At 61.3% G+C, this 26,942-nt stretch carries 30 protein-coding genes; all 30 read right to left on the bottom strand.

Annotated features, from left to right (window positions below):
* Positions 1–4: 4 nt before the first annotated feature.
* The 30 genes from infA to rpoB all read right to left on the bottom strand — a co-directional run bounded on the left by infA (position 5) and on the right by rpoB (position 26,718).
* Complete coding sequence (infA, locus tag WS51_RS12290; protein WP_004521905.1) at positions 5–223, bottom strand: translation initiation factor IF-1; 219 nt, start codon at positions 221–223, stop codon at positions 5–7.
* A 9-nt stretch (positions 224–232) separates the two neighbouring features.
* Positions 233–1,582 (bottom strand): preprotein translocase subunit SecY, encoded by a 1,350-nt coding sequence (gene secY / locus WS51_RS12285; protein WP_006400642.1) that lies wholly within the window; start codon positions 1,580–1,582, stop codon positions 233–235.
* A gap of 42 nt (positions 1,583–1,624) precedes the next feature.
* Positions 1,625–2,059: a 50S ribosomal protein L15 gene (gene rplO / locus WS51_RS12280; RefSeq protein WP_006482880.1), complete on the bottom strand. Its 435-nt coding sequence runs from the start codon at positions 2,057–2,059 to the stop codon at positions 1,625–1,627.
* A gap of 26 nt (positions 2,060–2,085) precedes the next feature.
* Positions 2,086–2,268 (bottom strand): 50S ribosomal protein L30, encoded by a 183-nt coding sequence (gene rpmD, locus WS51_RS12275; RefSeq protein ID WP_006400644.1) that lies wholly within the window; start codon positions 2,266–2,268, stop codon positions 2,086–2,088.
* Positions 2,269–2,283: 15 nt separating this feature from the next.
* Positions 2,284–2,802: a 30S ribosomal protein S5 gene (gene rpsE / locus WS51_RS12270; protein WP_006752931.1), complete on the bottom strand. Its 519-nt coding sequence runs from the start codon at positions 2,800–2,802 to the stop codon at positions 2,284–2,286.
* Positions 2,803–2,816: 14 nt separating this feature from the next.
* Complete coding sequence (gene rplR / locus WS51_RS12265; protein WP_006477183.1) at positions 2,817–3,182, bottom strand: 50S ribosomal protein L18; 366 nt, start codon at positions 3,180–3,182, stop codon at positions 2,817–2,819.
* Between the two features lie 12 nt (positions 3,183–3,194).
* Positions 3,195–3,725, bottom strand: coding sequence for a 50S ribosomal protein L6 (rplF, locus tag WS51_RS12260; RefSeq protein ID WP_006758786.1), 531 nt, complete (start codon positions 3,723–3,725; stop codon positions 3,195–3,197).
* Between the two features lie 18 nt (positions 3,726–3,743).
* Positions 3,744–4,139 carry a 30S ribosomal protein S8 gene (gene rpsH, locus WS51_RS12255; RefSeq protein ID WP_006477185.1) on the bottom strand — a complete coding sequence of 132 codons (396 nt, stop codon included), beginning with the start codon at positions 4,137–4,139 and terminating at the stop codon, positions 3,744–3,746.
* A 14-nt stretch (positions 4,140–4,153) separates the two neighbouring features.
* Positions 4,154–4,459, bottom strand: a complete 306-nt coding sequence (gene rpsN / locus WS51_RS12250; protein ID WP_006482884.1) for a 30S ribosomal protein S14 — start codon at positions 4,457–4,459, stop codon at positions 4,154–4,156.
* A 7-nt stretch (positions 4,460–4,466) separates the two neighbouring features.
* Positions 4,467–5,006: a 50S ribosomal protein L5 gene (gene rplE, locus WS51_RS12245; RefSeq protein ID WP_006482882.1), complete on the bottom strand. Its 540-nt coding sequence runs from the start codon at positions 5,004–5,006 to the stop codon at positions 4,467–4,469.
* Positions 5,007–5,022: 16 nt separating this feature from the next.
* Positions 5,023–5,331 (bottom strand): 50S ribosomal protein L24, encoded by a 309-nt coding sequence (gene rplX, locus WS51_RS12240; protein WP_006477187.1) that lies wholly within the window; start codon positions 5,329–5,331, stop codon positions 5,023–5,025.
* A 9-nt stretch (positions 5,332–5,340) separates the two neighbouring features.
* Positions 5,341–5,709, bottom strand: coding sequence for a 50S ribosomal protein L14 (gene rplN / locus WS51_RS12235; RefSeq protein ID WP_006752929.1), 369 nt, complete (start codon positions 5,707–5,709; stop codon positions 5,341–5,343).
* A 309-nt stretch (positions 5,710–6,018) separates the two neighbouring features.
* Positions 6,019–6,291, bottom strand: coding sequence for a 30S ribosomal protein S17 (gene rpsQ / locus WS51_RS12230; protein ID WP_006752928.1), 273 nt, complete (start codon positions 6,289–6,291; stop codon positions 6,019–6,021).
* Complete coding sequence (rpmC, locus tag WS51_RS12225; RefSeq protein ID WP_006400652.1) at positions 6,288–6,482, bottom strand: 50S ribosomal protein L29; 195 nt, start codon at positions 6,480–6,482, stop codon at positions 6,288–6,290. Before rpmC ends, rpsQ begins: the two co-directional genes overlap by 4 nt.
* 9 nt (positions 6,483–6,491) lie before the next feature.
* On the bottom strand, positions 6,492–6,908 hold the full coding sequence (rplP, locus tag WS51_RS12220; RefSeq protein WP_040143049.1) for a 50S ribosomal protein L16: 417 nt from the start codon (positions 6,906–6,908) through the stop codon (positions 6,492–6,494).
* A gap of 2 nt (positions 6,909–6,910) precedes the next feature.
* A complete protein-coding gene (gene rpsC / locus WS51_RS12215) occupies positions 6,911–7,711 on the bottom strand; it encodes a 30S ribosomal protein S3 (protein ID WP_006482899.1) in 801 nt (266 codons plus the stop codon).
* An 11-nt stretch (positions 7,712–7,722) separates the two neighbouring features.
* Positions 7,723–8,052: a 50S ribosomal protein L22 gene (gene rplV, locus WS51_RS12210; protein WP_004199272.1), complete on the bottom strand. Its 330-nt coding sequence runs from the start codon at positions 8,050–8,052 to the stop codon at positions 7,723–7,725.
* A gap of 12 nt (positions 8,053–8,064) precedes the next feature.
* A complete protein-coding gene (gene rpsS, locus WS51_RS12205) occupies positions 8,065–8,340 on the bottom strand; it encodes a 30S ribosomal protein S19 (protein WP_004199273.1) in 276 nt (91 codons plus the stop codon).
* A 10-nt stretch (positions 8,341–8,350) separates the two neighbouring features.
* Positions 8,351–9,178, bottom strand: coding sequence for a 50S ribosomal protein L2 (rplB, locus tag WS51_RS12200; RefSeq protein ID WP_040143048.1), 828 nt, complete (start codon positions 9,176–9,178; stop codon positions 8,351–8,353).
* A gap of 2 nt (positions 9,179–9,180) precedes the next feature.
* Positions 9,181–9,495 (bottom strand): 50S ribosomal protein L23, encoded by a 315-nt coding sequence (gene rplW / locus WS51_RS12195; protein ID WP_004199275.1) that lies wholly within the window; start codon positions 9,493–9,495, stop codon positions 9,181–9,183.
* Positions 9,492–10,112, bottom strand: a complete 621-nt coding sequence (gene rplD / locus WS51_RS12190) for a 50S ribosomal protein L4 (RefSeq protein ID WP_040143046.1) — start codon at positions 10,110–10,112, stop codon at positions 9,492–9,494. Before rplD ends, rplW begins: the two co-directional genes overlap by 4 nt.
* On the bottom strand, positions 10,112–10,762 hold the full coding sequence (rplC, locus tag WS51_RS12185; protein ID WP_006752926.1) for a 50S ribosomal protein L3: 651 nt from the start codon (positions 10,760–10,762) through the stop codon (positions 10,112–10,114). The genes rplD and rplC overlap by 1 nt, the downstream gene beginning before the upstream one ends.
* Before the next feature lie 178 nt (positions 10,763–10,940).
* A complete protein-coding gene (rpsJ, locus tag WS51_RS12180) occupies positions 10,941–11,252 on the bottom strand; it encodes a 30S ribosomal protein S10 (RefSeq protein WP_004199280.1) in 312 nt (103 codons plus the stop codon).
* A gap of 285 nt (positions 11,253–11,537) precedes the next feature.
* On the bottom strand, positions 11,538–12,728 hold the full coding sequence (tuf, locus tag WS51_RS12175; protein WP_034209732.1) for an elongation factor Tu: 1,191 nt from the start codon (positions 12,726–12,728) through the stop codon (positions 11,538–11,540).
* Positions 12,729–12,769: 41 nt separating this feature from the next.
* The gene (gene fusA / locus WS51_RS12170) at positions 12,770–14,872 is read right to left on the bottom strand and encodes an elongation factor G (protein ID WP_059448623.1); all 2,103 of its coding nucleotides are present in this window, start codon (positions 14,870–14,872) and stop codon (positions 12,770–12,772) included.
* Positions 14,873–14,995: 123 nt separating this feature from the next.
* The gene (gene rpsG / locus WS51_RS12165; RefSeq protein WP_034209730.1) at positions 14,996–15,466 is read right to left on the bottom strand and encodes a 30S ribosomal protein S7; all 471 of its coding nucleotides are present in this window, start codon (positions 15,464–15,466) and stop codon (positions 14,996–14,998) included.
* 172 nt (positions 15,467–15,638) lie between these two features.
* Positions 15,639–16,019 carry a 30S ribosomal protein S12 gene (gene rpsL / locus WS51_RS12160; RefSeq protein WP_006400662.1) on the bottom strand — a complete coding sequence of 127 codons (381 nt, stop codon included), beginning with the start codon at positions 16,017–16,019 and terminating at the stop codon, positions 15,639–15,641.
* Between the two features lie 237 nt (positions 16,020–16,256).
* The gene (gene recQ / locus WS51_RS12155; RefSeq protein WP_059505742.1) at positions 16,257–18,104 is read right to left on the bottom strand and encodes a DNA helicase RecQ; all 1,848 of its coding nucleotides are present in this window, start codon (positions 18,102–18,104) and stop codon (positions 16,257–16,259) included.
* A gap of 244 nt (positions 18,105–18,348) precedes the next feature.
* On the bottom strand, positions 18,349–22,590 hold the full coding sequence (rpoC, locus tag WS51_RS12150) for a DNA-directed RNA polymerase subunit beta' (protein WP_059448625.1): 4,242 nt from the start codon (positions 22,588–22,590) through the stop codon (positions 18,349–18,351).
* Positions 22,591–22,611: 21 nt separating this feature from the next.
* Complete coding sequence (gene rpoB / locus WS51_RS12145) at positions 22,612–26,718, bottom strand: DNA-directed RNA polymerase subunit beta (RefSeq protein ID WP_059448626.1); 4,107 nt, start codon at positions 26,716–26,718, stop codon at positions 22,612–22,614.
* Between the last annotated feature and the right edge of the window lie 224 nt (positions 26,719–26,942).

Raw genomic sequence — 26,942 nt, 5'->3', positions numbered from 1 at the left:
CAAATCACTTCGCCCGGAACACGATCCGCGCACGAGACAGATCGTAAGGCGTCAATTCAACCGTCACCTTGTCGCCCGGCAGGATGCGGATGTAGTGCATCCGCATCTTCCCGGAGATATGCCCCAACACGACATGGCCGTTTTCCAGCTTCACGCGGAAGGTCGCATTCGGGAGGTTTTCGATCACCTCACCCTGCATCTGGATTACATCGTCTTTGGCCATAGTCCTTAATTAACGCATTGGGATGTTGCCGCCCTTGAAGTTTGCCTTCTTGAGCAGCGACTCATACTGTTGCGACATAACGTACGACTGCACCTGCGCCATGAAGTCCATCGTGACGACGACAATGATCAGCAGCGACGTTCCACCAAAATAAAACGGCACGTTCCAGCGCAGCACCAGGAATTCCGGCAGCAGACACACGAAGACGATGTAGATCGCACCGGCCAGCGTCAGACGCGTGAGGATGCGGTCGATATATCGCGCGGTCTGATCGCCCGGACGAATGCCCGGAACAAACGCACCGCTCTTCTTCAGGTTGTCCGCGGTTTCCCTGCTGTTGAACACCAGTGCGGTGTAGAAGAAGCAGAAAAACACGATCGCCAGCGTGTACAGCAGCACATACACCGGCTGGCCCGGCTTCAGCGCCTCCGCGACGTTATGCAACGTGTTGGAGATCCAGCTTCCCGACGGCTGACCTGTGCTGAACCAGCCGAGAATCGTGGCCGGGAACAGGATGATCGACGATGCGAAGATCGGCGGAATCACGCCCGACATGTTCAGCTTCAGCGGCAAATGCGACGACTGGCCACCGTAGATCTTGTTGCCGACCTGGCGCTTCGCGTAGTTCACGAGGATCTTGCGCTGACCGCGTTCGATGAACACGACCAGGTAAGTCACCGCGGCAATCAGAACGACGATGATGATCGCCGAAATGATGCTCATCGAACCCGTACGCACCAGCTCGAACAGCCCACCGACGGCATTCGGGAACCCTGCTGCGATCCCGCCGAAGATGATGATCGAGATGCCGTTGCCCAGACCACGCTCGGTGATCTGCTCACCCAGCCACATCAGGAACATCGTGCCGGTAACCAGCGTCACGACCGTCGTCAGCCGGAACAGCATGCCGGGGTCGATCACGAGGCCCGGCTGGTTTTCCAGCGCAGCCGCGATACCGAACGCCTGGAAGGTCGCGAGCACCACGGTGAAATACCGCGTGTACTGCGTGATCTTCCGTTGCCCTGCCTGCCCTTCCTTCTTCAGCGCCTCGAGCTGCGGCGAGACGATCGCCAGCAGCTGCATGATGATCGACGCCGAGATGTACGGCATGATCCCCAGCGCAAAGATCGTGAAGCGGGAAAGCGCGCCACCCGAGAACATGTTGAACATGCCCAGGATGCCGCCCGCCTGACTCTGGAACAGCTTCGCCAGTTGATCCGGATCGATGCCCGGCACGGGGATGTGCGCGCCGATGCGATAGACGATCAGCGCCAGGAGCAGGAACATCGCTCGCCGGCGCAGATCGCCGAATTTCGCCGTGCTTCGACCGGGTTTTGCAAGACTCGGGCTGTTAGCCAAGTACCTTCTCCGATGAATGCAAGTAACGACGCGCTACGCGTGTCACTCGGCGAACGAACCGCCAGCCGCTTCGATCGCAGCGCGCGCACCCTTGGTGGCGCCCAGGCCCTTCACGACGATCTTGCGCTTCAGTTCGCCCGTCGCGATGATCTTCGCGCTCTTCGTCAGCTCGCCGACCAGGCCGGCTTGCTTCAGTGCGAGCAGATCGATCTCGTCGACCGGCAGCTTCTCGAGGTCGCCCAGACGCACTTCACCGACGAATTCCTTCGTCAGCGACGTGAAGCCGCGCTTCGGCAGACGACGTTGCAGCGGCATCTGACCGCCTTCGAAACCGACTTTGTGGAAGCCGCCCGAACGCGATTTCTGACCCTTGTGACCACGGCCAGCCGTCTTGCCGAGGCCCGAACCGATGCCGCGGCCGACGCGACGCTTGGCGTGCTTTGCACCAGCGGCCGGCTTCAGGTTATTCAATTCCATATCAACTCCTTGATCCGTAGGGCCGCTTACGCGATGACCTTAACGAGGTACGAGACCTTGTTGATCATGCCGCGGACCGCCGGCGTATCCTGCAGCTCGCTAACCGAGTTGAGTCGGCGCAGGCCCAGGCCACGCACGGTCGCACGGTGCGATTCGCGGGTCCCGATCAGGCTCTTGACGAGCTGAACCTTGACAGTTTTTTCAGACATGGTGACCACCCGGGCTTAGCCCAAAATATCTTCGACGGACTTGCCGCGCTTCGCCGCGATGTCTGCCGGGGTCGACTGCTTGCGCAGACCGTCCAGCGTGGCGCGAACGAGGTTGTACGGGTTCGTCGAACCGTGGCTCTTTGCCACGACGTTCTGAACGCCCATCACGTCGAACACTGCGCGCATCGGGCCGCCGGCGATCACGCCCGTACCTGCCTTCGCCGGAGCGAGGAGAACAGCGGATGCGCCATGCTTGCCGTGCACTTCGTGCTGCAGCGTGCCGTTCTTGAGCGGCACCTTGAACATGTTGCGGCGAGCTTGTTCCATTGCCTTCTGGACAGCGACCGGCACTTCCTTCGCCTTGCCCTTGCCCATACCGATGCGGCCATCACCGTCGCCGACCACGGTCAGTGCGGCGAAGCCGAGAATACGGCCACCCTTCACGACCTTGGTCACGCGGTTGACCGAAATCATCTTTTCGCGAAGGCCGTCGTCGCGCTCGTCAGCCTGAACTTTCGCTTGCATCTTTGCCATGACGAATTCCTTCCTTAGAACTTGAGCCCAGCTTCGCGAGCTGCCTCAGCCAGCGCCTTGACGCGGCCATGGTAGCGGAAGCCCGAGCGGTCGAAGGCGACGGATTCGATGCCGGCAGCCTTTGCCTTCTCGGCAATACGCTTGCCGATCAGCGTCGCGGCATTAACGTTGCCGCCCTTGCCCGACTTGTCGGCCAGTTCAGCGCGCACTTCTGCTTCGAGCGTCGACGCGCTGGCGAGCACCTTGGTGCCGCAGGGCGAGAACACTTGAGCGTAGATGTGCGTGTTCGTGCGATGCACGGCGAGACGCGCGACCTGCAGCTCAGCGATCTTGATACGCGTCTGGCGAGCGCGGCGCAGGCGAGATTGAGTCTTATCCATGATTGCGCACCCTTACTTCTTCTTCGTTTCTTTGAGGATCACAACCTCGTCGGAATAGCGCACGCCCTTGCCCTTGTACGGCTCCGGCGGACGGTAACCGCGGACTTCCGCAGCCACTTGACCGACTTGTTGCTTGTTGATCCCCTTGATCACGATTTCGGTTTGCGTCGGGGTTTCAGCCTTGACGCCTTCCGGCATCTGGTGCACCACCGGGTGCGAGAAACCCAGCGACAGGTTCAGCTTGTCGCCTTGCGCTTGCGCACGATAACCGACGCCAACCAGCGTCAGCTTGCGCTCGAAACCCTTGGTCACGCCGTGCACGGCATTCGCGATGATCGCGCGCATCGTGCCCGACAGTGCGTTTGCTTCGCGGCTTTCGTCGACCGGCGACAGATTCAGCGTGCCGTCGTTGTTCGCCACGTTCACGAGCGGATTGATCGCTTGCGTGATGGTGCCCAGCGGGCCCTTGACGGTGATCGCACCGTCGGCCAGCTTGACTTCCGCGCCTTGCAGCGCGATCGGGCTCTTACCTACTCGAGACATGTTTCTCTCTCCTCGGCTTTAAGCGACGTAGCAGATGACTTCGCCGCCGACGCCGGTAGCGCGCGCCTTGCGGTCGGTCATCACGCCCTTCGGCGTCGACACGATTGCCACGCCCAGGCCATTCATGACCTGCGGAATGTCGTTACGGCCGCGGTACACGCGCAGACCAGGCTTCGACACGCGCTCGAGGCGTTCGATGACCGGGCGACCTGCGTAGTACTTCAGCGCGATATTCAGTTCGGACTTCGCACCTTCCGCCTTGACGGCGAAATCGTCGATATAACCTTCGTCCTTCAGGACTTGCGCGATTGCAACCTTGACCTTCGACGAGGGCATCGCGACCGATACCTTCTCGACCATCTGCGCGTTGCGGATGCGAGTCAGCATATCGGCGATAGGATCACTCATGCTCATTTACGTTTCTCCTATTACCAGCTCGCCTTGGTCAGGCCAGGAATCTCGCCACGGAATGCGATTTCACGAATCTTGTTACGCGCGAGGCCGAATTTACGGAACGTGCCACGCGGACGGCCCGTGATCGCGCAGCGGTTACGCTGGCGGGTCGGGTTTGCGTTGCGGGGCAGTTGCTGCAGCTCAAGGCGTGCTTCGTAGCGCTCTTCTTCCGACTTGCTTTGGTCTTCGACGATCGCCTTCAGCGCTTCGCGCTTTGCTGCGAACTTCGCGACCAGGCGGGCGCGCTTCTTTTCACGTTCGATCAGTGCCAGTTTAGCCACGGTAACCTCAGTTTCTGAACGGGAACTTGAAGCTGGCGAGCAGAGCCTTTGCTTCGTCGTCGGTCTTCGCAGTCGTCGTGATGCTGATGTTCAGCCCACGCAGTGCGTCGATCTTGTCGTAGTCGATTTCGGGGAAAATGATCTGCTCTTTCACACCGATGTTGTAGTTGCCGCGGCCATCGAAAGCACGGCCCGACACACCGCGGAAGTCACGCACGCGGGGCAGGGCAACGGTCACGAAACGGTCGAGGAATTCGTACATCGCACGGCCGCGCAGCGTCACCATCGCGCCGATCGGGTAGCCCTGGCGGATCTTGAAGCCTGCGATTGCCTTGCGTGCCTTCGTGACGACCGGCTTCTGACCAGCGATCTTCGTGAGGTCGCCAACGGCGTTCTCGATGATCTTCTTGTCAGCGATCGCTTCGCCAAGACCCATGTTCAGCGTGATCTTGGTGATGCGCGGCACTTCCATGACCGACTTGTAACCGAACTTCTCGATCAGGCCGGGCACAACCTTTTCTTTGTAAAACTCTTGAAAACGAGCCATTTTTTACTCCGCTGCGTCAGGCGCTCAGTACGGCACCGGTCGTCTTCAGGAAGCGAACCTTCTTGCCTTCCTCGACCTTGATGCCAACACGCGACGCCTTGCCATTCGCGTCGACCAGTGCGACGTTCGAAATATGCAGGGGCATCGTCTTCGCTTCCACGCCGCCCGTCGTACCCTTCATCGGGTTCGGCTTCACATGCTTCTTGACGAGGTTGATACCTTCAACCGTCACATGTTCTGCACCGACAGCCAGCACGACGCCGCGCTTGCCCTTGTCCTTGCCAGTGACGACGATAACTTCGTCACCTTTGCGAATCTTGTTCATCGCGACTCCTTACAGCACTTCCGGCGCCAGCGAAACGATCTTCATGAATCGTTCGCTACGCAGCTCACGCGTCACCGGCCCGAAGATACGGGTGCCGATCGGCTCAAGCTTGTTGTTCAAAAGCACAGCGGCGTTGCCGTCGAACTTGATCAGCGAGCCGTCTTGACGGCGAACGCCCTTGGCGGTGCGGACCACCACGGCGTTGTAGATTTCGCCTTTCTTCACGCGCCCGCGCGGCGTTGCTTCTTTGACGGTCACCTTGATGATGTCGCCAATGCCGGCATAACGACGCTTCGAGCCGCCGAGCACCTTGATGCACATGACTTCACGCGCACCCGTGTTGTCGGCTACTTCGAGCCGAGATTCGGTCTGGATCATGGTTTGTCTTTCCCAACTTAATCCGGATGCACCACCATGATGCATTCGGTCAGTCTTGGTCCCGTCAGCCAATCGGCTGCTTGGGTTGGAACAGCAGCGACGGCAAACGAAACCCGCCATCGCAATTCGGTGAATCTTTCGGACAGGCTGGCGCCAGTCCGCTTCCCCCACCAACTTCGCCCGCGACGGGGCTCCCATAAAGAGGGAAGACCGGGATTATAACAAATAATCCCGGTCACGCAAGCAAAAACTTTGCGATTTCAAGCACTTCGTGGAGAAGTGCCTGTTACTGCCTACTGCTCTGCCCGCTTAGATGACGCGAGCTGCTTCGACGAGGCGCGACACCGTCCAGGCCTTCGTCTTCGAAACAGGACGAGTTTCCTGGATTTCGACGAGATCGCCTTCGTTGCAGGTGTTCGCTTCATCATGCGCGTGGTACTTCTTCGAGCGCACGACATACTTGCCGTAGATCGGGTGCTTGACGCGGTGCTCGATCAGCACGGTGACGGTCTTGTCCATCTTGTTGCTGACGACCCGACCGACCAGCGTCCGCTTCAGCGAGGTTTTCACGCTATCGTTCATTTCTGGTTCGCCTTCTGAGTCATGACGGTCCGCACACGTGCGATGTCGCGACGAACCTTCTTCAGCTGGCTCGTGTTCGTGAGCTGCTGGGTCGCGAGTTGCATGCGCAGGCCGAATTGCGCCTTCAGCAGGTCCGCCAGCTCCTTGTTGAGCGCGGCCTGGTCTTTCTGGAGAAGTTCGGAAGCCTTCATGTTTTCTCCTTAGGCGCCGAGCTGGCGCACGATGAACGTCGTCTTCAGCGGCAGCTTCGCTGCGGCCAGACGGAACGCTTCGCGTGCCAGTTCTTCGGATACGCCGTCCATTTCATAGAGCATCTTGCCCGGCTGGATTTCGGCGACGTAGTACTCCGGGTTACCCTTACCGTTACCCATACGCACTTCTGCCGGCTTTTGCGAAATCGGCTTGTCCGGGAAGATACGGATCCAGATACGGCCGCCACGCTTGATGTGACGCGTCATTGCACGACGCGCCGCTTCGATTTGACGTGCGGTCAAACGACCGCGACCGATCGCCTTCAGGCCGAATTCACCGAACGACACGGCGTTGCCGCGCGTCGCCTTGCCGGTGTTACGACCCTTCTGCTCTTTGCGATACTTCCTGCGTTTCGGTTGCAGCATCGTTATTCTCCAGTCTTGCCGTCTTCCGGCTTGCCGGCGCCACGGCGCGGTGCGCCACGACGAGCACCCGGAGCGCCGCCTTCGCCGTCACGGCGCGGACGACGGTCGCCCGGACGCGCATTGCGACGCGGACGCTTGTCTTCGGCTACTTCTTCGACCACCGGCGCGTCATTGCGGCCGAGCGTGTCGCCCTTGTACACCCACACCTTGACACCGATGATCCCGTAGGTCGTCTTCGCTTCCGAGGTCGCGTAGTCGATGTCGGCACGCAGCGTGTGAAGGGGCACGCGACCTTCGCGATACCACTCCGTACGTGCGATTTCGATACCGTTCAGACGGCCTGCGCTCATGATCTTGATGCCCTGGGCACCCAGACGCATCGCGTTCTGCATCGCACGCTTCATCGCGCGACGGAACATGATCCGGCGCTCGAGCTGTTGCGTGATCGAGTCAGCGATCAGTTGCGCATCGGTTTCCGGCTTGCGGATTTCTTCGATGTTGACGTGAACCGGCACGCCCATGCGGCGTTGCAGTTCCGTCTTCAGCTGTTCGATATCCTCGCCCTTCTTGCCGATGACGACGCCCGGACGCGAGCTGTAAATCGTGATGCGCGCGTTCTTTGCCGGACGCTCGATGACGACCCGACCGACCGAAGCGTTCTTCAGCTTCTTCTTCAGGTACTCACGAACACCGATGTCTTCCTGCAGCATCGCCGCGAAATTGTTGTTGTTCGCGTACCAACGCGAAGCCCAATTGCGGCTGACAGCCAGGCGGAAGCCAGTCGGATGAATTTTCTGTCCCATCGTATGGCTCCTTAATTCCCGACCGTCACAGTGATGTGACAGGATTGCTTCTCGATGCGGTTACCGCGGCCCTTGGCGCGCGCGGTGAAACGCTTGAGCGATGCAGCCTTGTCGACGTAGATGCTCTTGATCTTGAGCTCGTCGATATCAGCGCCTTCGTTGTGCTCCGCATTCGCGATTGCCGACAGCACAACCTTCTTCACGATGCCAGCCGCCTTCTTCGGCGAGAACGTCAGAACGTTCAGCGCCTTGTCGACCGGCAAACCGCGGATCTGGTCAGCCACAAGGCGCGTTTTTTGCGCCGAGATGCGGGCACCGCGATGAATTGCTTTCACTTCCATCTTGATTGCCCCTTATTTCTTGGCCTTCTTGTCGGCTGCGTGACCCTTGAACGTACGGGTCAGTGCGAACTCGCCAAGCTTGTGGCCGACCATGTTTTCCGAGATGTACACCGGAACGTGTTGACGGCCGTTGTGAACAGCGATCGTCAGGCCGATGAAATCCGGCAGAATCGTCGAGCGACGCGACCAGGTCTTGATCGGCTTTTTGTCGCGCGAAGCTGCAGCCGCCTCAACTTTCTTCAGCAAATGGGCGTCGCAGAACGGACCTTTTTTAACAGAACGTGCCATTGCCTACTCCTTAACGCTTGTGACGGCGCTGGACGATCATCGTCGTCGTGCGCTTGTTGCTGCGGGTGCGGTAACCCTTGGCCGGCGTACCCCACGGGCTCACCGGATCGCGACCTGCAGCCGTCTTGCCCTCACCACCACCGTGCGGGTGATCAACCGGGTTCATCGCAACGCCACGCACCGTCGGGCGGATACCGCGCCAGCGGTTCGCGCCAGCCTTGCCGATCTGGCGCAGGCTATGCTCTTCGTTGCCGACTTCACCGATCGTTGCACGGCACTCGATGTGCACGCGGCGGATTTCGCCCGAACGCAGACGAACCTGCGCGTAGACGCCTTCACGTGCGAGCAGCATGGCCGACGTGCCAGCCGAACGCGCCATTTGCGCGCCCTTGCCCGGCAGCATCTCGATGCAGTGGATCGTCGTACCGACCGGAATGTTGCGGATCGGCAGCGTGTTGCCTGCACGGATCGGCGCTTCCGAACCCGACATCAGCTGTTGGCCGACGGTCAGGCCCTTCGGGGCGATGATGTAGCGACGCTCGCCGTCTGCGTAGAGCACCAGCGCGATGTTCGCGCTGCGGTTCGGGTCGTACTCGAGACGCTCGACCTTTGCCGGGATGCCATCCTTCGTGCGACGGAAATCGACGATACGATAGTGATGCTTGTGACCACCGCCCTTGTGACGGGTGGTGATGCGACCGTTGTTGTTACGGCCGGCGGTCGAGCTCTGCGAGTCGAGCAGTGCCGCGTACGGCTTGCCCTGGTGCAGATTCTTGTTGACCACCTTGACCATCGCGCGGCGACCCGGCGAAGTCGGTTTAACTTTCACGATTGCCATGATTACTTGGCCTCCGCTTCAAAGTTGATTTCCTGGCCGGGCTTCAGGCAAACGTACGCCTTCTTCACGTCCTTGCGGCGGCCCATCGAACGGCCGAAGCGCTTTTGCTTGCCCTTCTGAACCAGCACGTTGACCGAATCAACTTCAACCTTGAACAGCAGCTCGACAGCCGCCTTCACTTCCTGCTTCGTGGCATCCGGTGCGACTTCGAACACGACTTGCTCGTTCTTGTCGGCAACCAGCGTCGCCTTCTCGGAAATCACCGGTGCGAGCAGGACCTGCATCAAACGATGATCGTTCTTGCGAATCTCGCTCATGACAGCAACTCCTCGATCTGGGCGACCGCAGCCTTCGTGACCAGCACTTTCTTGAAGTAGATCAGCGACAGCGGGTCAGCGTAGCGCGGCTCGACAATCGCCACGTGCGGCAGGTTGCGCGAAGCCAGGTACAGGTTCTCGTCGACCGTGTCCGTGATGATCAGAACGGAGTCGAGACCCATGGTCTTGAATTTGTCGGCCAGCAGCTTGGTCTTCGGTGCTTCGAGGACGATGTCTTCGACGACCGACAGACGGCCTTCACGGGCCAGCTGCGAGAAGATCGAGCAGAGACCTGCGCGATGCATCTTCTTGTTGACCTTGTGCGAGAAGTTTTCTTCCGGCGAGTTCGGGAAGATGCGACCACCGCCACGCCACAGCGGGCTCGACGACATACCGGCACGAGCACGGCCCGTACCCTTCTGACGCCACGGCTTCTTGGTGGTGTGCTTGACTTGCTCGCGGTCCTTCTGTGCGCGGTTACCCTGGCGAGCATTCGCCTGGTACGCGACGACGACCTGGTGGATCAGCGCTTCGTTGTAGTCACGACCGAACACGACGTCCGACGCGTTGACCACTGCACCTTCCTGACCATTTTCGTTCAGGAGCTTGAGTTCCATTATTTCGCCCCCTTGGTCTTGACGGCCGGCGTCACGAAAACCTTGCCGCCCTTCGCGCCCGGAATCGCACCCTTGACGAGCAGCAGCTTGCGCTCTGCGTCGATACGCGCGATTTCGAGGTTCTGCACCGTCACCGTAACGTCACCGAGGTGACCCGTCATGCGCTTACCCGGGAAAACGCGACCCGGATCCTGCGCCATACCGATCGAGCCCGGCACGTTGTGCGAGCGCGAGTTACCGTGGGTGGCACGGCCGGAGGAGAAGTTGTAACGCTTGATCGTACCAGCGTAGCCCTTACCGATCGACACGCCTTGCACGTCGACCTTCTGGCCCACTTCGAAAAGATCTGCACCGACCACGGCGCCATTCGACAGCTCGGCTGCCTTGGCCGCGTCAATGCGGAATTCCTTGAGGATTTCACCGGCTTCGACACCGGCTTTGGCGAGATGACCTGCCAGCGGCTTCGTCACGCGCGATGCGCGGCGGGAGCCGAATGCAACCTGCACGGCCGTGTAGCCGTCGGTTTCAACAGTCTTGATCTGCGTCACGCGGTTGTCCGACACGTCCAGCACGGTGACGGGAATCGAATCCCCTTCAGCCGTGAAGATACGGGTCATGCCAACCTTGCGACCTACGAGTCCAAGGCTCATCATTTTCTCCATTCCCGACTGCGATTGGTCGGGGCTGATTTACAAAATGCCGGGCACGCAAGGCCCAACTTTTTTACGCGAATACGCGAAAAGCCAAGCAGTATAGCCCGACTTCTCGATTTCCGCAAGCAATACAATGACTTAGCGCCACCCGACAAGCCGGACGGCGCCGAAAGCCTTACTGCAGCTTGATTTCCACGTCGACGCCAGCCGGCAGGTCGAGCTTCATCAGCGCGTCAACCGTCTTGTCGGTCGGATCGACGATGTCCATCAGGCGCTGGTGGGTACGGATTTCGAGCTGATCGCGCGACGTCTTGTTGACGTGCGGCGAACGCAGGATGTCAAAACGCTGGATGCGCGTCGGCAGCGGCACCGGGCCACGGACGATTGCGCCAGTCCGCTTCGCGGTATCGACGATTTCGGCAGCCGATTGATCGATCAGACGATAGTCGAAAGCCTTCAGGCGAATGCGGATTTTCTGTTGCTGCATGACGATTCCTTGAAAAGAGCGAGGCGATGTTGCATCGCCGGACACTAAAAGAACGCGAAACCTGTTGCCTGCGGGGAGCGAGGCACCAGCTTCCGAACGGTACTTCCACTGCTAAGCCCGCGATTCTACACGAAAAATCGGAGTGGTGGCGGGTGTTTGTCAATGCAGCAACGTGCACACCACAAAGAAAAACCGGGTGCCAGATCAAACTGGACACCCGGTTTCGACGGTACGACTACTTACCGTGGAATCGCGGACCCCGGAGGAGCCCGCGGATCGTCGATGTTACTCGATGATCTTGGCGACGACGCCGGCGCCGACGGTACGGCCACCTTCGCGGATTGCGAAGCGCAGACCTTCTTCCATCGCGATCGGAGCGATCAGCTTCACCGTGATCGACACGTTGTCGCCCGGCATCACCATTTCCTTGTCCTTCGGCAGCTCGATCGAGCCCGTCACGTCCGTCGTACGGAAGTAGAACTGCGGACGGTAGTTGTTGAAGAACGGCGTGTGACGGCCGCCTTCGTCCTTGCTCAGCACGTACACTTCAGCCGTGAAGTGCGTGTGCGGCGTGATCGAACCCGGCTTCGCCAGAACCTGGCCACGCTCCACGTCTTCACGCTTCGTGCCGCGCAGCAGGATACCCACGTTGTCGCCTGCCTGACCTTGGTCCAGCAGCTTGCGGAACATTTCAACGCCCGTGCAGGTCGTCTTCACCGTCGGCTTGATACCGACGATTTCGATTTCCTCGCCGACCTTGATGATGCCGCGCTCGACACGACCCGTCACCACCGTACCGCGGCCCGAGATCGAGAACACGTCTTCCACCGGCATCAGGAACGCGCCGTCAACCGCACGCTCCGGCGTCGGGATGTACGTGTCCAGTGCGTCTGCCAGGTTCATGATCGCCACTTCGCCCAGCTCGCCCGTGTCGCCTTCCAGCGCCAGCTTTGCCGAACCCTTCACGATCGGCGTGTCGTCGCCCGGGAAGTCGTACTTCGACAGCAGTTCGCGAACTTCCATCTCGACCAGCTCGAGCAGTTCAGCGTCGTCCACCATGTCGCACTTGTTCAGGAACACGATGATGTACGGAACGCCAACCTGACGCGCCAGCAGGATGTGCTCACGCGTTTGCGGCATCGGGCCGTCTGCTGCCGAGCAAACCAGGATCGCGCCGTCCATCTGTGCCGCGCCCGTGATCATGTTCTTCACGTAGTCAGCGTGGCCCGGGCAGTCGACGTGCGCGTAGTGGCGGTTTGCCGTTTCGTACTCGACGTGTGCCGTGTTGATCGTGATGCCGCGCGCCTTTTCTTCCGGTGCCGCGTCGATCTGGTCGTACGCCTTCGCTTCGCCGCCGAACTTCTTCGTCAGAACCGTCGTGATCGCTGCCGTCAGCGTCGTCTTGCCGTGGTCGACGTGACCAATCGTACCAACGTTGACGTGCGGCTTGGTCCGCTCAAACTTTTCTTTTGCCATGATTCTCTTCTTTCAAAAAATATCGGTTGGTAGCTACAGATTTACTTCGACTTCGCGCTGATGATCGCTTCAGCAACGTTGCGCGGAGCTTCAGCGTAGTGCTTGAACTCCATCGTGTACGTTGCACGACCTTGCGTCAGCGAACGCAGCGACGTCGAGTAACCGAACATTTCCGACAGCGGCACTTCGGCGCGAACGATCTTGCCGCCGCCGACCATGTCTTCCATGCCCTGGACGATGCCGCGACGGCCCGACAGGTCGCCCATCACGTTGCCCATGTAGTCTTCCGGCGTCTCGACTTCGACAGCCATCATCGGCTCGAGGACGACCGGGTTCGCCTTGCGCATCGCTTCCTTGAACGCCATCGAACCGGCCATGCGGAACGCGTTTTCGTTCGAGTCGACGTCGTGGTACGAACCGAACGTCAGGTGAACCTTCACGTCGACGACCGGGAAGCCAGCCAGCACGCCCGACTTCAGCGTGTCCTGGATACCCTTGTCGACCGCCGGGATGTATTCACGCGGAATCACACCACCCTTGATCTCGTCGAAGAACTCGTAGCCCTTGCCCTGCTCGTTCGGCTCCAGCGTGATGACCGCGTGACCGTACTGGCCGCGACCACCCGACTGCTTGACGAACTTGCCGTCGACGTCCTTCGCCGTCGAACGGATCGTTTCGCGGTATGCAACCTGCGGCTTGCCGACGGTCGCTTCCACGCCGAACTCACGCTTCATCCGGTCGACCAGAATTTCGAGGTGGAGCTCGCCCATGCCCGAAATGATGGTCTGGCCCGACTCTTCGTCGGTCTGCACGCGGAACGACGGGTCTTCCTGCGCCAGGCGGTTCAGCGCGAGGCCCATCTTTTCCTGGTCAGCCTTGGTCTTCGGCTCGACAGCCTGCGAAATCACCGGCTCCGGGAACACCATGCGCTCGAGCACGATCGGGTGTGCCGGATCGCACAGCGTGTCGCCCGTGGTCGCTTCCTTCAGGCCGACCGCAGCAGCGATGTCGCCTGCACGGACTTCCTTGATTTCTTCACGCTGGTTCGCGTGCATCTGCAGAATACGACCGAGGCGTTCCTTCTTGCCCTTGGTCGAGTTCAGCAGCGTGTCGCCCGAGTTGACGACGCCCGAGTACACACGGAAGAAGATCAGCTGGCCGACGAACGGGTCGGTCATGATCTTGAACGCGAGCGACGAGAACTTCTCGTCGTCCGACGCCTTGCGCTCGGCTTCTGCGCCATCTTCGAGCTCGCCCTTGACCGGCGGGATGTCGACCGGCGACGGCAGGAAGTCGATCACGGCGTCGAGCATGCGCTGCACGCCCTTGTTCTTGAACGCGGTACCGCACAGCATCGGCTGGATTTCGCACGCGATCGTACGGTCGCGCAGCGCCTTGACGATGTCGGCTTCCGGCAGATCGCCTTCTTCCAGGTACTTGTTCATCAGGTCTTCGCTGGCTTCAGCAGCCGCTTCGACCATCTTTTCGCGCCATTCCTTGCAGGTGTCCGCGAGCTCGGCCGGGATGTCGACGTAGTCGAACTTCGTGCCTTGCGACGCTTCGTCCCAAATGATCGCCTTCATCTTGATCAGGTCGACCACGCCCTTGAAGTTTTCTTCCGAGCCGATCGGCACCACGACCGGAACCGGGTTCGCCTTCAGGCGCAGACGGAGCTGGTCGTAGACCTTGAAGAAGTTCGCGCCGGTACGGTCCATCTTGTTGACGAACGCGAGACGGGGCACCTTGTACTTGTTAGCCTGGCGCCACACCGTTTCCGACTGCGGCTGCACGCCGCCCACTGCGCAGTACACCATGCACGCGCCGTCGAGCACGCGCATCGAGCGTTCCACTTCGATCGTGAAGTCGACGTGGCCCGGGGTGTCGATGATGTTGATGCGGTGTTCCGGATAGTTGCCGCCCATGCCCTTCCAGAAGGCCGTGGTAGCAGCGGACGTGATCGTGATGCCACGCTCTTGTTCCTGCTCCATCCAGTCCATCGTTGCTGCGCCGTCGTGGACTTCACCGATCTTGTGGTTCACACCGGTGTAAAACAGAATGCGCTCGGTCGTCGTCGTCTTGCCGGCGTCGATGTGAGCGCTAATACCGATATTGCGGTAGCGCTCGATAGGAGTCTTGCGAGCCACTTTGATCCTCTACTGGGATAACACGATGCAGCCCTGCTGCATCATGCTTCAACACAAACGGGCGAGGCGCCTGAAAAGCGCACCCGCCCGGAATTTATTTCCGCAAACAGCCCAGCCAGGCGCTTAGAAACGGAAATGCGAGAACGCGCGGTTGGCTTCTGCCATGCGGTGAACTTCATCGCGCTTCTTCATCGCGCCGCCACGGCCTTCGGCCGCTTCGGTGAGTTCGCCTGCCAGACGCAGAGCCATCGACTTCTCGCTGCGCTTCTTCGCAGCCTCACGCAGCCAGCGCATCGCCAATGCCATACGACGCGACGGGCGCACTTCGACCGGAACCTGATAGTTGGCACCACCAACGCGACGGCTCTTCACTTCGACCACCGGCTTCACGTTGTTGAGCGCAACGGTGAACACTTCCAGCGGGTCCTTGCCACCCTTGGTCTGGATTTGTTCGAATGCGCCATAAACGATGCGTTCTGCGACCGACTTCTTGCCGGACAGCATCAGCATGTTCATGAACTTGGCTACATCAACGTTGCCGAACTTCGGATCCGGCAACACTTCCCGCTTGGGGACTTCGCGACGACGCGGCATGATTCTTCCTTTACCTGTTCAGTTGGAGCTGCAACCAGCTCCGCGGCCACCAACAAACCCGATCACATCTTCACGACTAACCAGCTTGGCCGGGTGACCACTTACTCGACAGCACCGGCAATCCGGCACTCCCGCCTTGACCGCCCTGCGGCGATCCCTGATCAAAAACTGCTTACTTGGCAGCCTTTGCACGCTTCGCGCCGTACTTCGAGCGCGCTTGCTTACGGTCCTTGACGCCCTGGGTATCCAGCGAGCCGCGAACCATGTGGTAACGCACACCCGGCAAGTCCTTCACACGGCCGCCGCGGATCAGCACAACCGAGTGTTCCTGCAGGTTGTGGCCTTCACCGCCGATGTACGAAATCACTTCGAAGCCGTTCGTCAGACGAACCTTGGCAACCTTACGGAGTGCCGAGTTCGGCTTCTTCGGCGTCGTCGTGTACACACGGGTGCACACGCCGCGACGCTGGGGGCAGTCCTGCAGGGCCGGGCTCTTGCTCTTCGTCGTTTCCGACTGACGGCCTTTGCGAACCAGTTGGTTGATGGTTGGCATTGTTTATTCCTGAAATTGAACAAAATCTGCACATCGATTTCGGGCAAAGCGAGAATCGACGCACAGTTGACTTCCGAACCGGCGATACGGGCACGAACCTGCGAACAAACTTCGACGCGACTCGGCCCACCGAATACCGGAACCCAGCATGATATTCCGGAAATGCCAACTAAGTCAACGGCTTGCGTGATCCGCCAGCCGCGCGGGCGGTTTACCGGAAGGGTCGGAACAGCTGTGTCATGCCGATTCGACGACGTCGATGATCTCGTCGCCGAAGCGTTCGAGCTTGCGTACGCCCATGCCGGGGATATGGCGCAGGTCGTCGATCGTCTCCGGCGCGTTGCGTGCGATTTCGGCCAGCGTCGCATCGTGGAAGATCACGTAGGCCGGCACGCCGTCGGATTTCGCGGTTTCCGCGCGCCACGCGCGCAGCGCGTCCCAGCGTGCGCGCTCGCGCGTGCCCATGCCGGCCGTCGGGTCGACCCGCGTGCCGCTGCGGCTCGACGACTGGCGCGTGCGCTGCGGCTTCACGTAGCGGCGCAGCGTGACCTTCTCCTCGTTCTTCAGCACCGGCTTCGCGGCCTCGGTCAGCATCAGCGCGCCGAAGCCGCCATGGTCGACCGCCAGGTAGCCATACGCGACGAGTTGCCGGAAAATCGCGCGCCACTCGGGCTCCGACAGCGATGCGCCGATCCCGAACGTACTGAGCTGGTCGTGGCCGCGCTGCAGCACCTTCTCGGTGCGGCCGCCGCGCAGGATTTCGATCAGATGACTCGACCCGAAATTGAAACCGCTGGCTCGCTGCGCGCGGAATACGCAGGACAGCGCCATCTGCGCCTCCCGCGTCGCGTCCCACGAATCGGGCGGCTCGAGGCACGTGTCGCAGTTGCCGCACGGCTGGCTCGCCTCGCCGAAGTAGTTCAGAAGCCGCACACGCCGGCACGAGATCGTCTCGCACAGCCCGAGCAGCGCATCGAGCTTCGACGTCTGCACGCGTTTGTGCGCATCGTCCGCGTCGGATTCGTCGATCATCTTGCGCTGCTGGACGACGTCGCCGAGCCCGTACGCCATCCATGCGTTCGCCGGCATCCCGTCGCGGCCCGCCCGGCCGGTTTCCTGGTAGTAGCCTTCCACGCTCTTCGGCAAATCAAGGTGCGCGACGAAGCGCACGTCCGGCTTGTCGATGCCCATGCCGAACGCGATGGTCGCGCACATCACGATGCCTTCCTCGCGCTGGAACATCTCCTGGTGCTTCTGCCGCACCTCGAACTCCATCCCCGCGTGGTACGGCAGCGCACGCACGCCCTGAGCCTTCAGCCATTCGGCCGTTTCCTCGACCTTGCGGCGCGACAGGCAGTAGACGACGCCCGCATCGGTCGTGCCGTCCGCGTTCGTGTGCTCCGCGCGGATGAAGTCGAGCAGCTGCGCGCGTGCGTTGTCCTTCTCGACGATCCGGTAACGGATGTTCGGCCGGTCGAAGCTCGAGATGAACACTCGCGCATCGTCGAGCGCGAGACGATGGATGATCTCGTCGCGCGTGATCGCGTCGGCGGTGGCCGTGAGCGCGATGCGCGGCACCGACGGGAAGCGCTCGTGCAGCACCGACAGCTGGATGTATTCGGGACGGAAGTCGTGCCCCCATTGCGACACGCAATGCGCCTCGTCGATCGCGAACAGACCGATCTTCGCGCGCTCGAGCAGCTCGAGGAAGCGCCCGGTCATCAGCCGTTCGGGCGCGACGTACAGCAGGTCGATCTCGCCCTCGCGCAGCGCGCGCTCGGTCGCCGCGGCCTCGGCGCCCGACAGCGTCGAGTTCAGATAGGCCGCGCGCACGCCGACTTCGCTGAGCGCGGCGACCTGGTCCTGCATCAGCGCGATCAGCGGCGACACCACGATGCCGGCGCCGTGCCCGGCTTCGCGCCGCAGCAGCGCCGGAATCTGGTAGCACAGCGACTTGCCGCCGCCCGTCGGCATCAGCACGAGGCAATCGCCGCCGCCGGCGACGTGTTCGACGATCTCGCCCTGCTGGCCGCGAAATGCGGAGTAACCGAAGACTTCGTCGAGGATTTCGAGGGCGCGGGACATGAATGATGAGAACGAGGACGGCAGAACGATGACCGCGATTTTAACAACCCGCTCGCGCAACGCGCGGCGAATCGTGCAACGTTGGCCAATCGAACAGGGTTCGCGCGCGCGCATGACGGGCCTGCGCAAGCGTGCGGCAAGCCCGTCATGCACGTGAACGACGGACAAAAAAAACCGCCCGGCGAACCGGGCGGTTTCGATGACAGCGAATACGCAGCACAAGGCGGCTCGCGCCGCCCCGCGCTTATTCGGCTGCCGGGTGTTGCGGCTCTTCCGCGGGCGCGCTCGGCGTGCCGAAGTCGAATGCCTCTTCCGCTGCGATCTGGTCGAAACGCTCGCGATCGGACATCTCCTTCGCCTTGCGTGCCTTGTGGAACGCGAGACCCGTACCGGCCGGAATCAAACGGCCGACGATCACGTTTTCCTTCAGGCCGCGCAGATCGTCGCGCTTGCCCATGATCGCCGCTTCGGTCAGCACGCGGGTCGTTTCCTGGAACGATGCCGCCGAGATGAACGAGTCGGTCGACAGCGACGCCTTCGTGATACCGAGGAGCACGTTGTCGTACGACGCCGGGCGCTTGCCTTCGGCGATCATGCGGTCGTTCTCGTCCAGCATGTCGGAGCGCTCGACCTGTTCGCCCGGGATGAAGCGCGTATCACCGTTGTCGGTGATCTGCACACGACGCAGCATCTGGCGAACGATCACCTCGATGTGCTTGTCGTTGATCTTCACGCCCTGCAGACGATACACGTCCTGCACTTCGTCGACGATGTAGCGCGACAGCGCCTCGATACCCTGCAGACGCAGGATGTCGTGCGGATCGGCCGGGCCGTCCACGATCATTTCGCCCTTGTTGACGACCTGAGCATCGTGGACCAGCACCTGCTTTTCCTTCGCGATCAGGAACTCGTGCTGATTGCCTTCGAGGTCCGTGATGACGAGACGCTGCTTGCCCTTCGTGTCCTTGCCGAACGACGTCGTGCCGGTGACTTCCGCGAGAATGCCGGCATCCTTCGGCGAACGCGCTTCGAACAGTTCCGCCACCCGCGGCAGACCGCCGGTAATGTCACGCGTCTTCTGCGCTTCGGTCGGGATACGTGCGAGCACTTCACCCACCTGCACCTGCTGGCCGTCCTTCACGGTGATCAGTGCGCCGACCTGGAAGCCGATCTGCACCGCGTGTTCCGTGCCCGGGATCTTCACTTCGTCGCCGTTCGCGTCGAGCAGCTTCACCTGCGGACGCACGCTCTTCGAAGCTTGCGAACCGCGACGCTTCACGTCGATCACGACCAGCGTCGACAGGCCGGTCACGTCGTCGATCTGCTTCGCGACGGTCACGCCTTCCTCGACGTTCTCGAACTTCACCGTACCACCGTACTCGGTGATGATCGGACGCGTCATCGGATCCCACGTCGCCAGCTGCGTGCCGGCCTTGATCGCCGCGCCGTCGAGCTGCAGCAGCGTCGCGCCGTACGGGATCTTGTGACGTTCGCGCTCGCGGCCGATATCGTCGGTGATCAGCGCCTCGCCCGAACGCGAAATGACGATCTGCTCGCCCTTCGCGTTGGTGACGTAACGCATCGTCGCCGTGAAGCGCACGATACCGTTGCTCTTCGCTTCGACCGACGACGCCACTGCCGCACGCGATGCCGCACCACCGATGTGGAACGTACGCATCGTCAGCTGCGTGCCCGGTTCACCGATCGACTGTGCAGCGATCACGCCGACTGCTTCGCCGACGTTCACGAGCGAGCCGCGGCCAAGGTCACGGCCGTAGCAGGCCGCGCACAGACCGTAACGCGTTTCGCAGGTCAGCGGCGTGCGCACGCGCACTTCGTCGATGCCGAGGCGTTCGATTTCCTCGACCGCCGTTTCGTCGAGCAGCGTGCCCGATTCGTACAGCGTTTCCTGCGTTTCCGGGTTCACGACGTCCGCGACCGCGACGCGGCCGAGGATACGGTCGCGCAGTGCCTCGACGACTTCACCGCCTTCGACCAGCGCCTTCATCGCCACGCCGTTCGACGTGCCGCAATCGTCCTCGACCACCACCAGATCCTGCGTGACGTCGACCAGACGACGCGTCAGGTAACCCGAGTTTGCCGTCTTCAGTGCCGTATCAGCCAGACCCTTACGTGCGCCGTGGGTCGAGATGAAGTACTGCAACACGTTCAGGCCTTCGCGGAAGTTCGCGGTAATCGGCGTCTCGATAATCGAGCCGTCCGGCTTCGCCATCAGGCCTCGCATACCGGCCAGCTGACGAATCTGCACCGCCGAACCCCGGGCGCCCGAGTCGGCCATCATGTAGATCGAGTTGAACGACTCCTGGCGCGTCTCGTTGCCGTCGCGGTCGATCACCGGCTCCGTCGACAGCTGCTCCATCATCGCCTTGCCGACCGCTTCCGACGTTGCCGACCAGATGTCGACCACGTTGTTGTAGCGTTCCTGCGCGGTGACGAGACCCGACATGTACTGGCGGTCGTACTCCTTCACCTTCTTCGCGGCGTCGCCGACGATCGTTTCCTTCTGCGGCGGCACGAGCATGTCGTCCACGCAGATCGAAATGCCGGCACGCGTCGCCAGACGGAAACCCGACTGCATCAGCTGATCGGCGAACACGACCGTCGCACGCAGACCGCACTTGCGGAACGCGGTGTTGATCAGGCGCGAGATTTCCTTCTTCTTCAGCGGCTTGTTCAGCACCGAGAACGGCAGGCCGTGCGGCAGGATCTCCGACAGGATCGCGCGACCGACGGTCGTCGCGTACAGCGTGATCTTCGGCACGAATTCCGGTGCGCCTTCCGACGTGTCTTCGTTGCGGACCATTTCGGTGATCCGCACGTTGACGCGCGATGCCAGCTCGACTTCCTTGTTCTCGTACGCGCGGATCACTTCCGACACGCCGGTGAACGTCAGGCCTTCGCCCTTGCCGTTGATCGCTTCGCGGGTCGCGTAGTACAGACCCAGCACGATATCCTGCGACGGCACGATCGACGGATCGCCGTTGGCCGGGAACAGCACGTTGTTCGACGCCAGCATCAGCGTGCGCGCTTCCATCTGCGCTTCGAGCGACAGCGGCACGTGAACGGCCATCTGGTCACCGTCGAAGTCGGCGTTGAATGCCGCGCAGACGAGCGGGTGCAGCTGGATCGCCTTGCCTTCGATCAGCACCGGCTCGAACGCCTGGATACCGAGACGGTGCAGCGTCGGCGCACGGTTCAGCATCACCGGGTGCTCGCGGATCACCTCTTCGAGGATGTCCCACACCACCGGCGTCTGGTTCTCGACTTCCTTCTTCGCAGCCTTGATGGTCGTCGCGACGCCCATCACTTCCAGCTTGTTGAAGATGAACGGCTTGAACAGTTCCAGCGCCATCAGCTTCGGCAGACCGCACTGGTGCAGCTTCAGCGTCGGGCCGACCACGATGACCGAACGGCCCGAGTAGTCGACGCGCTTGCCCAGCAGGTTCTGACGGAAACGACCGCCCTTGCCCTTGATCATGTCGGCGAGCGACTTCAGCGGACGCTTGTTCGCGCCCGTCATCGCCTTGCCGCGACGACCGTTGTCGAGCAGCGAGTCGACGGCTTCCTGCAGCATCCGCTTTTCGTTGCGGACGATGATCTCAGGCGCCTTCAGCTCGAGCAGACGCTTCAACCGGTTGTTACGGTTGATCACGCGGCGATACAGGTCGTTCAGGTCCGACGTCGCGAAACGGCCGCCGTCCAGCGGCACGAGCGGACGCAGTTCCGGCGGCAGCACCGGCAGCACTTCGAGGATCATCCACTCGGGCTTGATGCCCGAGCGCTGGAATGCCTCGAGGACCTTCAGGCGCTTCGCGTACTTCTTGATCTTCGCTTCCGAGCCGGTGTTCTTCAGCTCGGTGCGCAGCGTCTCGACCTGCTCGTCGATGTTGATCGCGCGCAGCAGTTCACGCACGCCTTCCGCGCCCATCTCGGCACGGAATTCGTCGCCGTATTCCTCGACCTTGTTGTAGTAATCCTCTTCGGTCATGATCTGCCGCGCCTTCAGCGGCGTCATGCCCGGTTCGATCACCACGTACGCTTCGAAGTACAGCACGCGTTCGATGTCGCGCAGCGTCATGTCGAGCACCATGCCCAGACGCGACGGCAGCGACTTCAGGAACCAGATGTGCGCGACCGGCGAGGCCAGCTCGATGTGGCCCATCCGTTCGCGACGCACCTTCGCCAGCGTCACTTCGACGCCGCACTTCTCGCAGATCACGCCGCGGTGCTTCAGACGCTTGTACTTGCCGCACAGGCACTCGTAGTCCTTGATCGGCCCGAAGATCTTCGCGCAGAACAGACCATCGCGTTCCGGCTTGAACGTACGGTAGTTGATGGTCTCCGGCTTCTTCACTTCACCGAACGACCACGAACGGATCTTGTCCGGCGAGGCCAGACCGATCTTGATCGCGTCGAAAACTTCTTCCTGTTGGACTTGCTTGAATAGATCGAGCAGAGCTTTCATTGCCTTCTCTCCGTAGTCCGATTAATTGCGGTCGAGATCGATGTCGATACCGAGCGAGCGGATTTCCTTCACGAGCACGTTGAAGGATTCCGGCATGCCTGCATCGATCACGTGATCGCCCTTGACGAGGTTTTCGTACACCTTCGTCCGGCCGGTCACGTCGTCCGACTTCACCGTCAGCATTTCCTGCAGCACGTAGGACGCGCCGTACGCTTCGAGTGCCCACACTTCCATTTCACCGAAACGCTGACCACCGAACTGCGCCTTACCACCCAGCGGCTGCTGCGTGACGAGCGAGTACGGGCCGGTCGAACGCGCGTGCATCTTGTCGTCGACCAGGTGGTGCAGCTTCAGGTAGTGCATGTAGCCGAGCGTCACGCGACGTTCGAACGGCTCGCCCGTGCGGCCGTCGTACAGGCGGACCTGGTTCTTCGACGGGTTCATGTCGAGCTGCTGCGCGATGTCGTCCGGGAACGCGAGGTCGAGCATCTTGCCCATTTCTTCCTCGGTCGCACCGTCGAACACCGGCGTCGCGAACGGCACGCCTTCGCGCAGGTTCTTCGCGAGTTCGAGGATCTCGTCGTCGGTGAAGCTTTCCAGATCTTCCTGGCGACCCGACTCGTTGTAGATCTTCGTCAGGAACACGCGCAGTTCCTCGATCTTCGCCTGGCGCTGCAGCATTTCGCCGATACGCCAGCCGAGGCCCTTCGCGGCCCAGCCGAGGTGCACTTCCAGAACCTGACCCACGTTCATCCGCGACGGCACGCCGAGCGGGTTCAGCACGACGTCTGCCGGACGGCCGTCGGCCATGTACGGCATGTCTTCGATCGGGACGATCTTCGACACGACACCCTTGTTACCGTGACGGCCTGCCATCTTGTCGCCAGGCTGCAGGCGGCGCTTCACCGCAAGGTACACCTTGACCATCTTCAGCACGCCCGGCGGCAGTTCGTCGCCTTGCGTGAGCTTCTTGCGCTTCTCTTCGAACGCCAGATCGAACTGGTGACGCTTTTCTTCGATCGAGTTCTTGATCGCTTCGAGCGATGCCGCTGCTTCGTCGTCCGCGAGGCGGATGTCGAACCAGTGGTAGTGGTCGAGGTCTTCCAGGTAAGCCTGGTCGATCTTCGTGCCCTTCGCGAGCTTCTTCGGACCGCCGTTCGCGACCTTGCCCACGAGCATGCGTGCCAGACGCTGGAACGCGTCGCCTTCCACGATGCGCAGCTGGTCGTTCAGGTCGAGACGGTAGCGCTTCAGTTCGTCGTCGATGATCTGTTGCGCACGCTTGTCGCGCTGGATGCCTTCACGCGTGAACACCTGGACGTCGATCACGGTGCCGCTCATGCCCGACGGCACGCGCAGCGACGTATCCTTCACGTCCGAAGCCTTCTCGCCGAAGATCGCGCGCAGCAGCTTCTCTTCCGGCGTCAGCTGGGTCTCGCCCTTCGGCGTGACCTTGCCGACCAGCACGTCGCCCGCTTCGACTTCCGCACCGATGTACACGATGCCCGATTCGTCGAGACGGCCGAGCTGGACTTCCGCCAGGTTCGAGATGTCGCGCGTGATTTCTTCCGGCCCGAGCTTCGTGTCGCGTGCAACGACGTTCAGCTCTTCGATGTGGATCGACGTGTAGCGATCGTCGGCCACGACCTTCTCCGAGATCAGGATCGAGTCCTCGAAGTTGTAGCCGTTCCACGGCATGAACGCGATCAGCATGTTCTGGCCGAGCGCGAGCTCGCCCAGGTCCGTCGATGCGCCGTCGGCCAGCACGTCGCCGCGCGAGACCTTGTCGCCCATCTTCACGATCGGACGCTGGTTGATGTTCGTGTTCTGGTTCGAACGCGTGTACTTGATCAGGTTGTAGATGTCGACACCGACTTCACCTGCGACCGCTTCGTCGTCGTTCACGCGGATCACGATACGGCCTGCGTCGACATAGTCGACGACGCCGCCGCGGAACGCCTGAACCGTCGTGCCCGAGTCGACCGCGCAGGTGCGCTCGATGCCCGTACCGACGACCGGCTTTTCCGGACGCAGACACGGCACGGCCTGACGCTGCATGTTCGAGCCCATCAGTGCACGGTTCGCGTCGTCGTGCTCGAGGAACGGGATCAGCGAAGCTGCAACCGACACGATCTGCGACGGCGCGACGTCCATGTACTGGATGCGGTCCGGCGTGACCATCATCGTTTCGCCGGCTTCACGCGACGACACGAGTTCGTCGATCAGTCGGCCGTCTTCGTCGATCGCGGCGTTCGCCTGGGCGATCATGTAGCGGCCTTCCTCGATCGCCGACAGGTAGTCGATCTGGTCGGTCACCTTGCCGTCCACGACCTTGCGGTACGGCGTCTCGAGGAAGCCGTACTCGTTCAGGTGCGCGTACAGTGCGAGCGAGTTGATCAGACCGATGTTCGGACCTTCCGGCGTTTCGATCGGGCACACGCGGCCATAGTGGGTCGGGTGCACGTCACGAACTTCGAAGCCTGCGCGTTCGCGCGTCAGACCGCCCGGGCCCAGTGCGGAAACGCGGCGCTTGTGCGTGATTTCCGACAGCGGGTTGGTCTGGTCCATGAACTGCGACAGCTGCGACGAACCGAAGAACTCGCGGATCGCCGACGAAATCGGCTTCGAGTTGATCAGGTCGTGCGGCATCAGGTTTTCGCTTTCGGCCTGGCCGAGGCGTTCCTTGACCGCGCGCTCGACACGCACGAGACCTGCGCGGAACTGGTTTTCCGCCAGTTCGCCGACGCAACGCACGCGACGGTTGCCGAGGTGGTCGATGTCGTCCACTTCGCCCTTGCCGTTGCGCAGCTCGACGAGGATCTTGATCGTCGCGAGGATGTCGTCGTCCTGCAGCGTCATCGGGCCGACGATCTCGTCACGGCCGACGCGGCGGTTGAACTTCATGCGGCCGACCTTCGACAGGTCGTACGCTTCTTCGCTGTAGAACAGACGGTTGAACAGCGCCTCGACCGCTTCTTCGGTCGGCGGCTCGCCCGGACGCATCATGCGGTAGATCGCGATGCGCGCGGCCGTCTTGTCGGTCGTTTCGTCGACACGCAGCGTCGACGAGATGTACGGGCCCTGGTCCAGATCGTTCGTGTAGAGCGTCTGGATTTCCTTGATGCCCGCTTCGCGCAGCTTCTCGAGCACGCTTTCGGTGATTTCGTCGTTCGCGGTCGCGATCACTTCGCCGGTGTCGCCGTCGACGACGTTCTTCGCCAGCACGCGGCCGAGCAGATAGTCTTCCGGCACCGAGATGAACTTGGTCTTCGCGGCTTCGAGGTCGCGAATGTGCTTCGCGTTGATCCGCTTGTCCTTCTGGACGATGACCTTGCCGTCGCGATCCGTGATGTCGAAGCGCGCGACTTCACCACGCAGGCGCTCGGGCACGAACTCGAGTTGCGCGCCTTCGTCCATCAGCGTGAAGTTGTCGAACACGAAGAAGTTCGCGAGGATCTGTTCCGGCGTGAGGCCAATGGCCTTCAGCAGGATCGTGACCGGCATCTTGCGGCGACGGTCGACGCGGAAGTACAGGATGTCCTTCGGATCGAATTCGAAGTCGAGCCACGAGCCGCGGTACGGAATGATCCGTGCCGAGAACAGCAGCTTGCCCGAGCTGTGCGTCTTGCCCTTGTCGTGTTCGAAGAACACGCCCGGCGAACGGTGCAGCTGCGAGACGATGACACGCTCGGTGCCGTTGATGACGAACGAGCCCGTCGGCGTCATGAGCGGAATTTCGCCCATGTACACTTCCTGCTCCTTCACTTCCTTGACGACCGGCTTGTTCGGCGATTCCTTGTCGAGGATGACGAGGCGGACCTTCGCGCGCAGCGCGGAGCAGTACGTCAGGCCACGCTGCTGGCATTCCTTGATGTTGAATGCCGGCGCGGACAACGCATAGCTCACGAACTCGAGGCGCGCGAAGCCGTTGTGCGAAACAATGGGAAATACCGATGTGAATGCGGCTTGCAAACCTTCAGGCTTGCGTTGCGTACCAGGCACATCGGCTTGCAGAAACGTGCTGAATGATTCAAGCTGGGTGGCCAGCAAGAACGGAACTTGGTGAACGATGGGGCGCTTCGCGAAACTCTTGCGAATGCGCTTCTTCTCGGTGAAGGAATATTGCATACGATCTCCGAATCACGGCGGGTGCTGTCGAGGCGGGATACCTGGACGTTTCGAACCCGAGTGTTCACCGACTGAGACCCGATGGCCGCCCGATGGCTTGAACGAGCCGAGAAGCTTGGTGGTTGGCCGCTACCAACCGCTGGCTGACGGCAGCGGATGCCTGTGTTGCCCGCTACCCGACCAAACTTGCCTTCTGCAGTCGCTTCAGAAGACAAAGAGAAACG

Source organism: Burkholderia territorii (assembly GCF_001718335.1).
In the GTDB taxonomy this organism is placed as follows: Bacteria; Pseudomonadota; Gammaproteobacteria; order Burkholderiales; family Burkholderiaceae; genus Burkholderia; species Burkholderia territorii.
Note: the sequence above shows the minus strand (reverse complement) of the source record. Positions and strands in the feature narration are given on the sequence as shown.

Coding starts and splice junctions, on each gene's coding strand:
- infA (WP_004521905.1), bottom strand. CDS start 223: ATGGCCAAAGACGATGTAATCCAGATGCAGGGTGAGGTGATCGAAAAC.
- rplO (WP_006482880.1), bottom strand. CDS start 2,059: ATGGAATTGAATAACCTGAAGCCGGCCGCTGGTGCAAAGCACGCCAAG.
- rpmD (WP_006400644.1), bottom strand. CDS start 2,268: ATGTCTGAAAAAACTGTCAAGGTTCAGCTCGTCAAGAGCCTGATCGGG.
- rpsE (WP_006752931.1), bottom strand. CDS start 2,802: ATGGCAAAGATGCAAGCGAAAGTTCAGGCTGACGAGCGCGACGACGGC.
- rplR (WP_006477183.1), bottom strand. CDS start 3,182: ATGGATAAGACTCAATCTCGCCTGCGCCGCGCTCGCCAGACGCGTATC.
- rplF (WP_006758786.1), bottom strand. CDS start 3,725: ATGTCTCGAGTAGGTAAGAGCCCGATCGCGCTGCAAGGCGCGGAAGTC.
- rpsH (WP_006477185.1), bottom strand. CDS start 4,139: ATGAGCATGAGTGATCCTATCGCCGATATGCTGACTCGCATCCGCAAC.
- rplE (WP_006482882.1), bottom strand. CDS start 5,006: ATGGCTCGTTTTCAAGAGTTTTACAAAGAAAAGGTTGTGCCCGGCCTG.
- rplX (WP_006477187.1), bottom strand. CDS start 5,331: ATGAACAAGATTCGCAAAGGTGACGAAGTTATCGTCGTCACTGGCAAG.
- rplN (WP_006752929.1), bottom strand. CDS start 5,709: ATGATCCAGACCGAATCTCGGCTCGAAGTAGCCGACAACACGGGTGCG.
- rpsQ (WP_006752928.1), bottom strand. CDS start 6,291: ATGAACGATAGCGTGAAAACCTCGCTGAAGCGGACGCTGGTCGGTCGG.
- rpmC (WP_006400652.1), bottom strand. CDS start 6,482: ATGAAGGCTTCCGAACTTCTCCAGAAAGACCAGGCCGCGCTCAACAAG.
- rplP (WP_040143049.1), bottom strand. CDS start 6,908: ATGCTGCAACCGAAACGCAGGAAGTATCGCAAAGAGCAGAAGGGTCGT.
- rpsC (WP_006482899.1), bottom strand. CDS start 7,711: ATGGGACAGAAAATTCATCCGACTGGCTTCCGCCTGGCTGTCAGCCGC.
- rplV (WP_004199272.1), bottom strand. CDS start 8,052: ATGGAAGTGAAAGCAATTCATCGCGGTGCCCGCATCTCGGCGCAAAAA.
- rpsS (WP_004199273.1), bottom strand. CDS start 8,340: ATGGCACGTTCTGTTAAAAAAGGTCCGTTCTGCGACGCCCATTTGCTG.
- rplB (WP_040143048.1), bottom strand. CDS start 9,178: ATGGCAATCGTGAAAGTTAAACCGACTTCGCCGGGTCGCCGCGCGATG.
- rplW (WP_004199275.1), bottom strand. CDS start 9,495: ATGAGCGAGATTCGCAAGAACGATCATCGTTTGATGCAGGTCCTGCTC.
- rplD (WP_040143046.1), bottom strand. CDS start 10,112: ATGGAACTCAAGCTCCTGAACGAAAATGGTCAGGAAGGTGCAGTGGTC.
- rplC (WP_006752926.1), bottom strand. CDS start 10,762: ATGAGCCTTGGACTCGTAGGTCGCAAGGTTGGCATGACCCGTATCTTC.
- rpsJ (WP_004199280.1), bottom strand. CDS start 11,252: ATGCAGCAACAGAAAATCCGCATTCGCCTGAAGGCTTTCGACTATCGT.
- tuf (WP_034209732.1), bottom strand. CDS start 12,728: ATGGCAAAAGAAAAGTTTGAGCGGACCAAGCCGCACGTCAACGTTGGT.
- rpsG (WP_034209730.1), bottom strand. CDS start 15,466: ATGCCGCGTCGTCGCGAAGTCCCCAAGCGGGAAGTGTTGCCGGATCCG.
- rpsL (WP_006400662.1), bottom strand. CDS start 16,019: ATGCCAACCATCAACCAACTGGTTCGCAAAGGCCGTCAGTCGGAAACG.
- recQ (WP_059505742.1), bottom strand. CDS start 18,104: ATGTCCCGCGCCCTCGAAATCCTCGACGAAGTCTTCGGTTACTCCGCA.
- rpoC (WP_059448625.1), bottom strand. CDS start 22,590: ATGAAAGCTCTGCTCGATCTATTCAAGCAAGTCCAACAGGAAGAAGTT.
- rpoB (WP_059448626.1), bottom strand. CDS start 26,718: ATGCAATATTCCTTCACCGAGAAGAAGCGCATTCGCAAGAGTTTCGCG.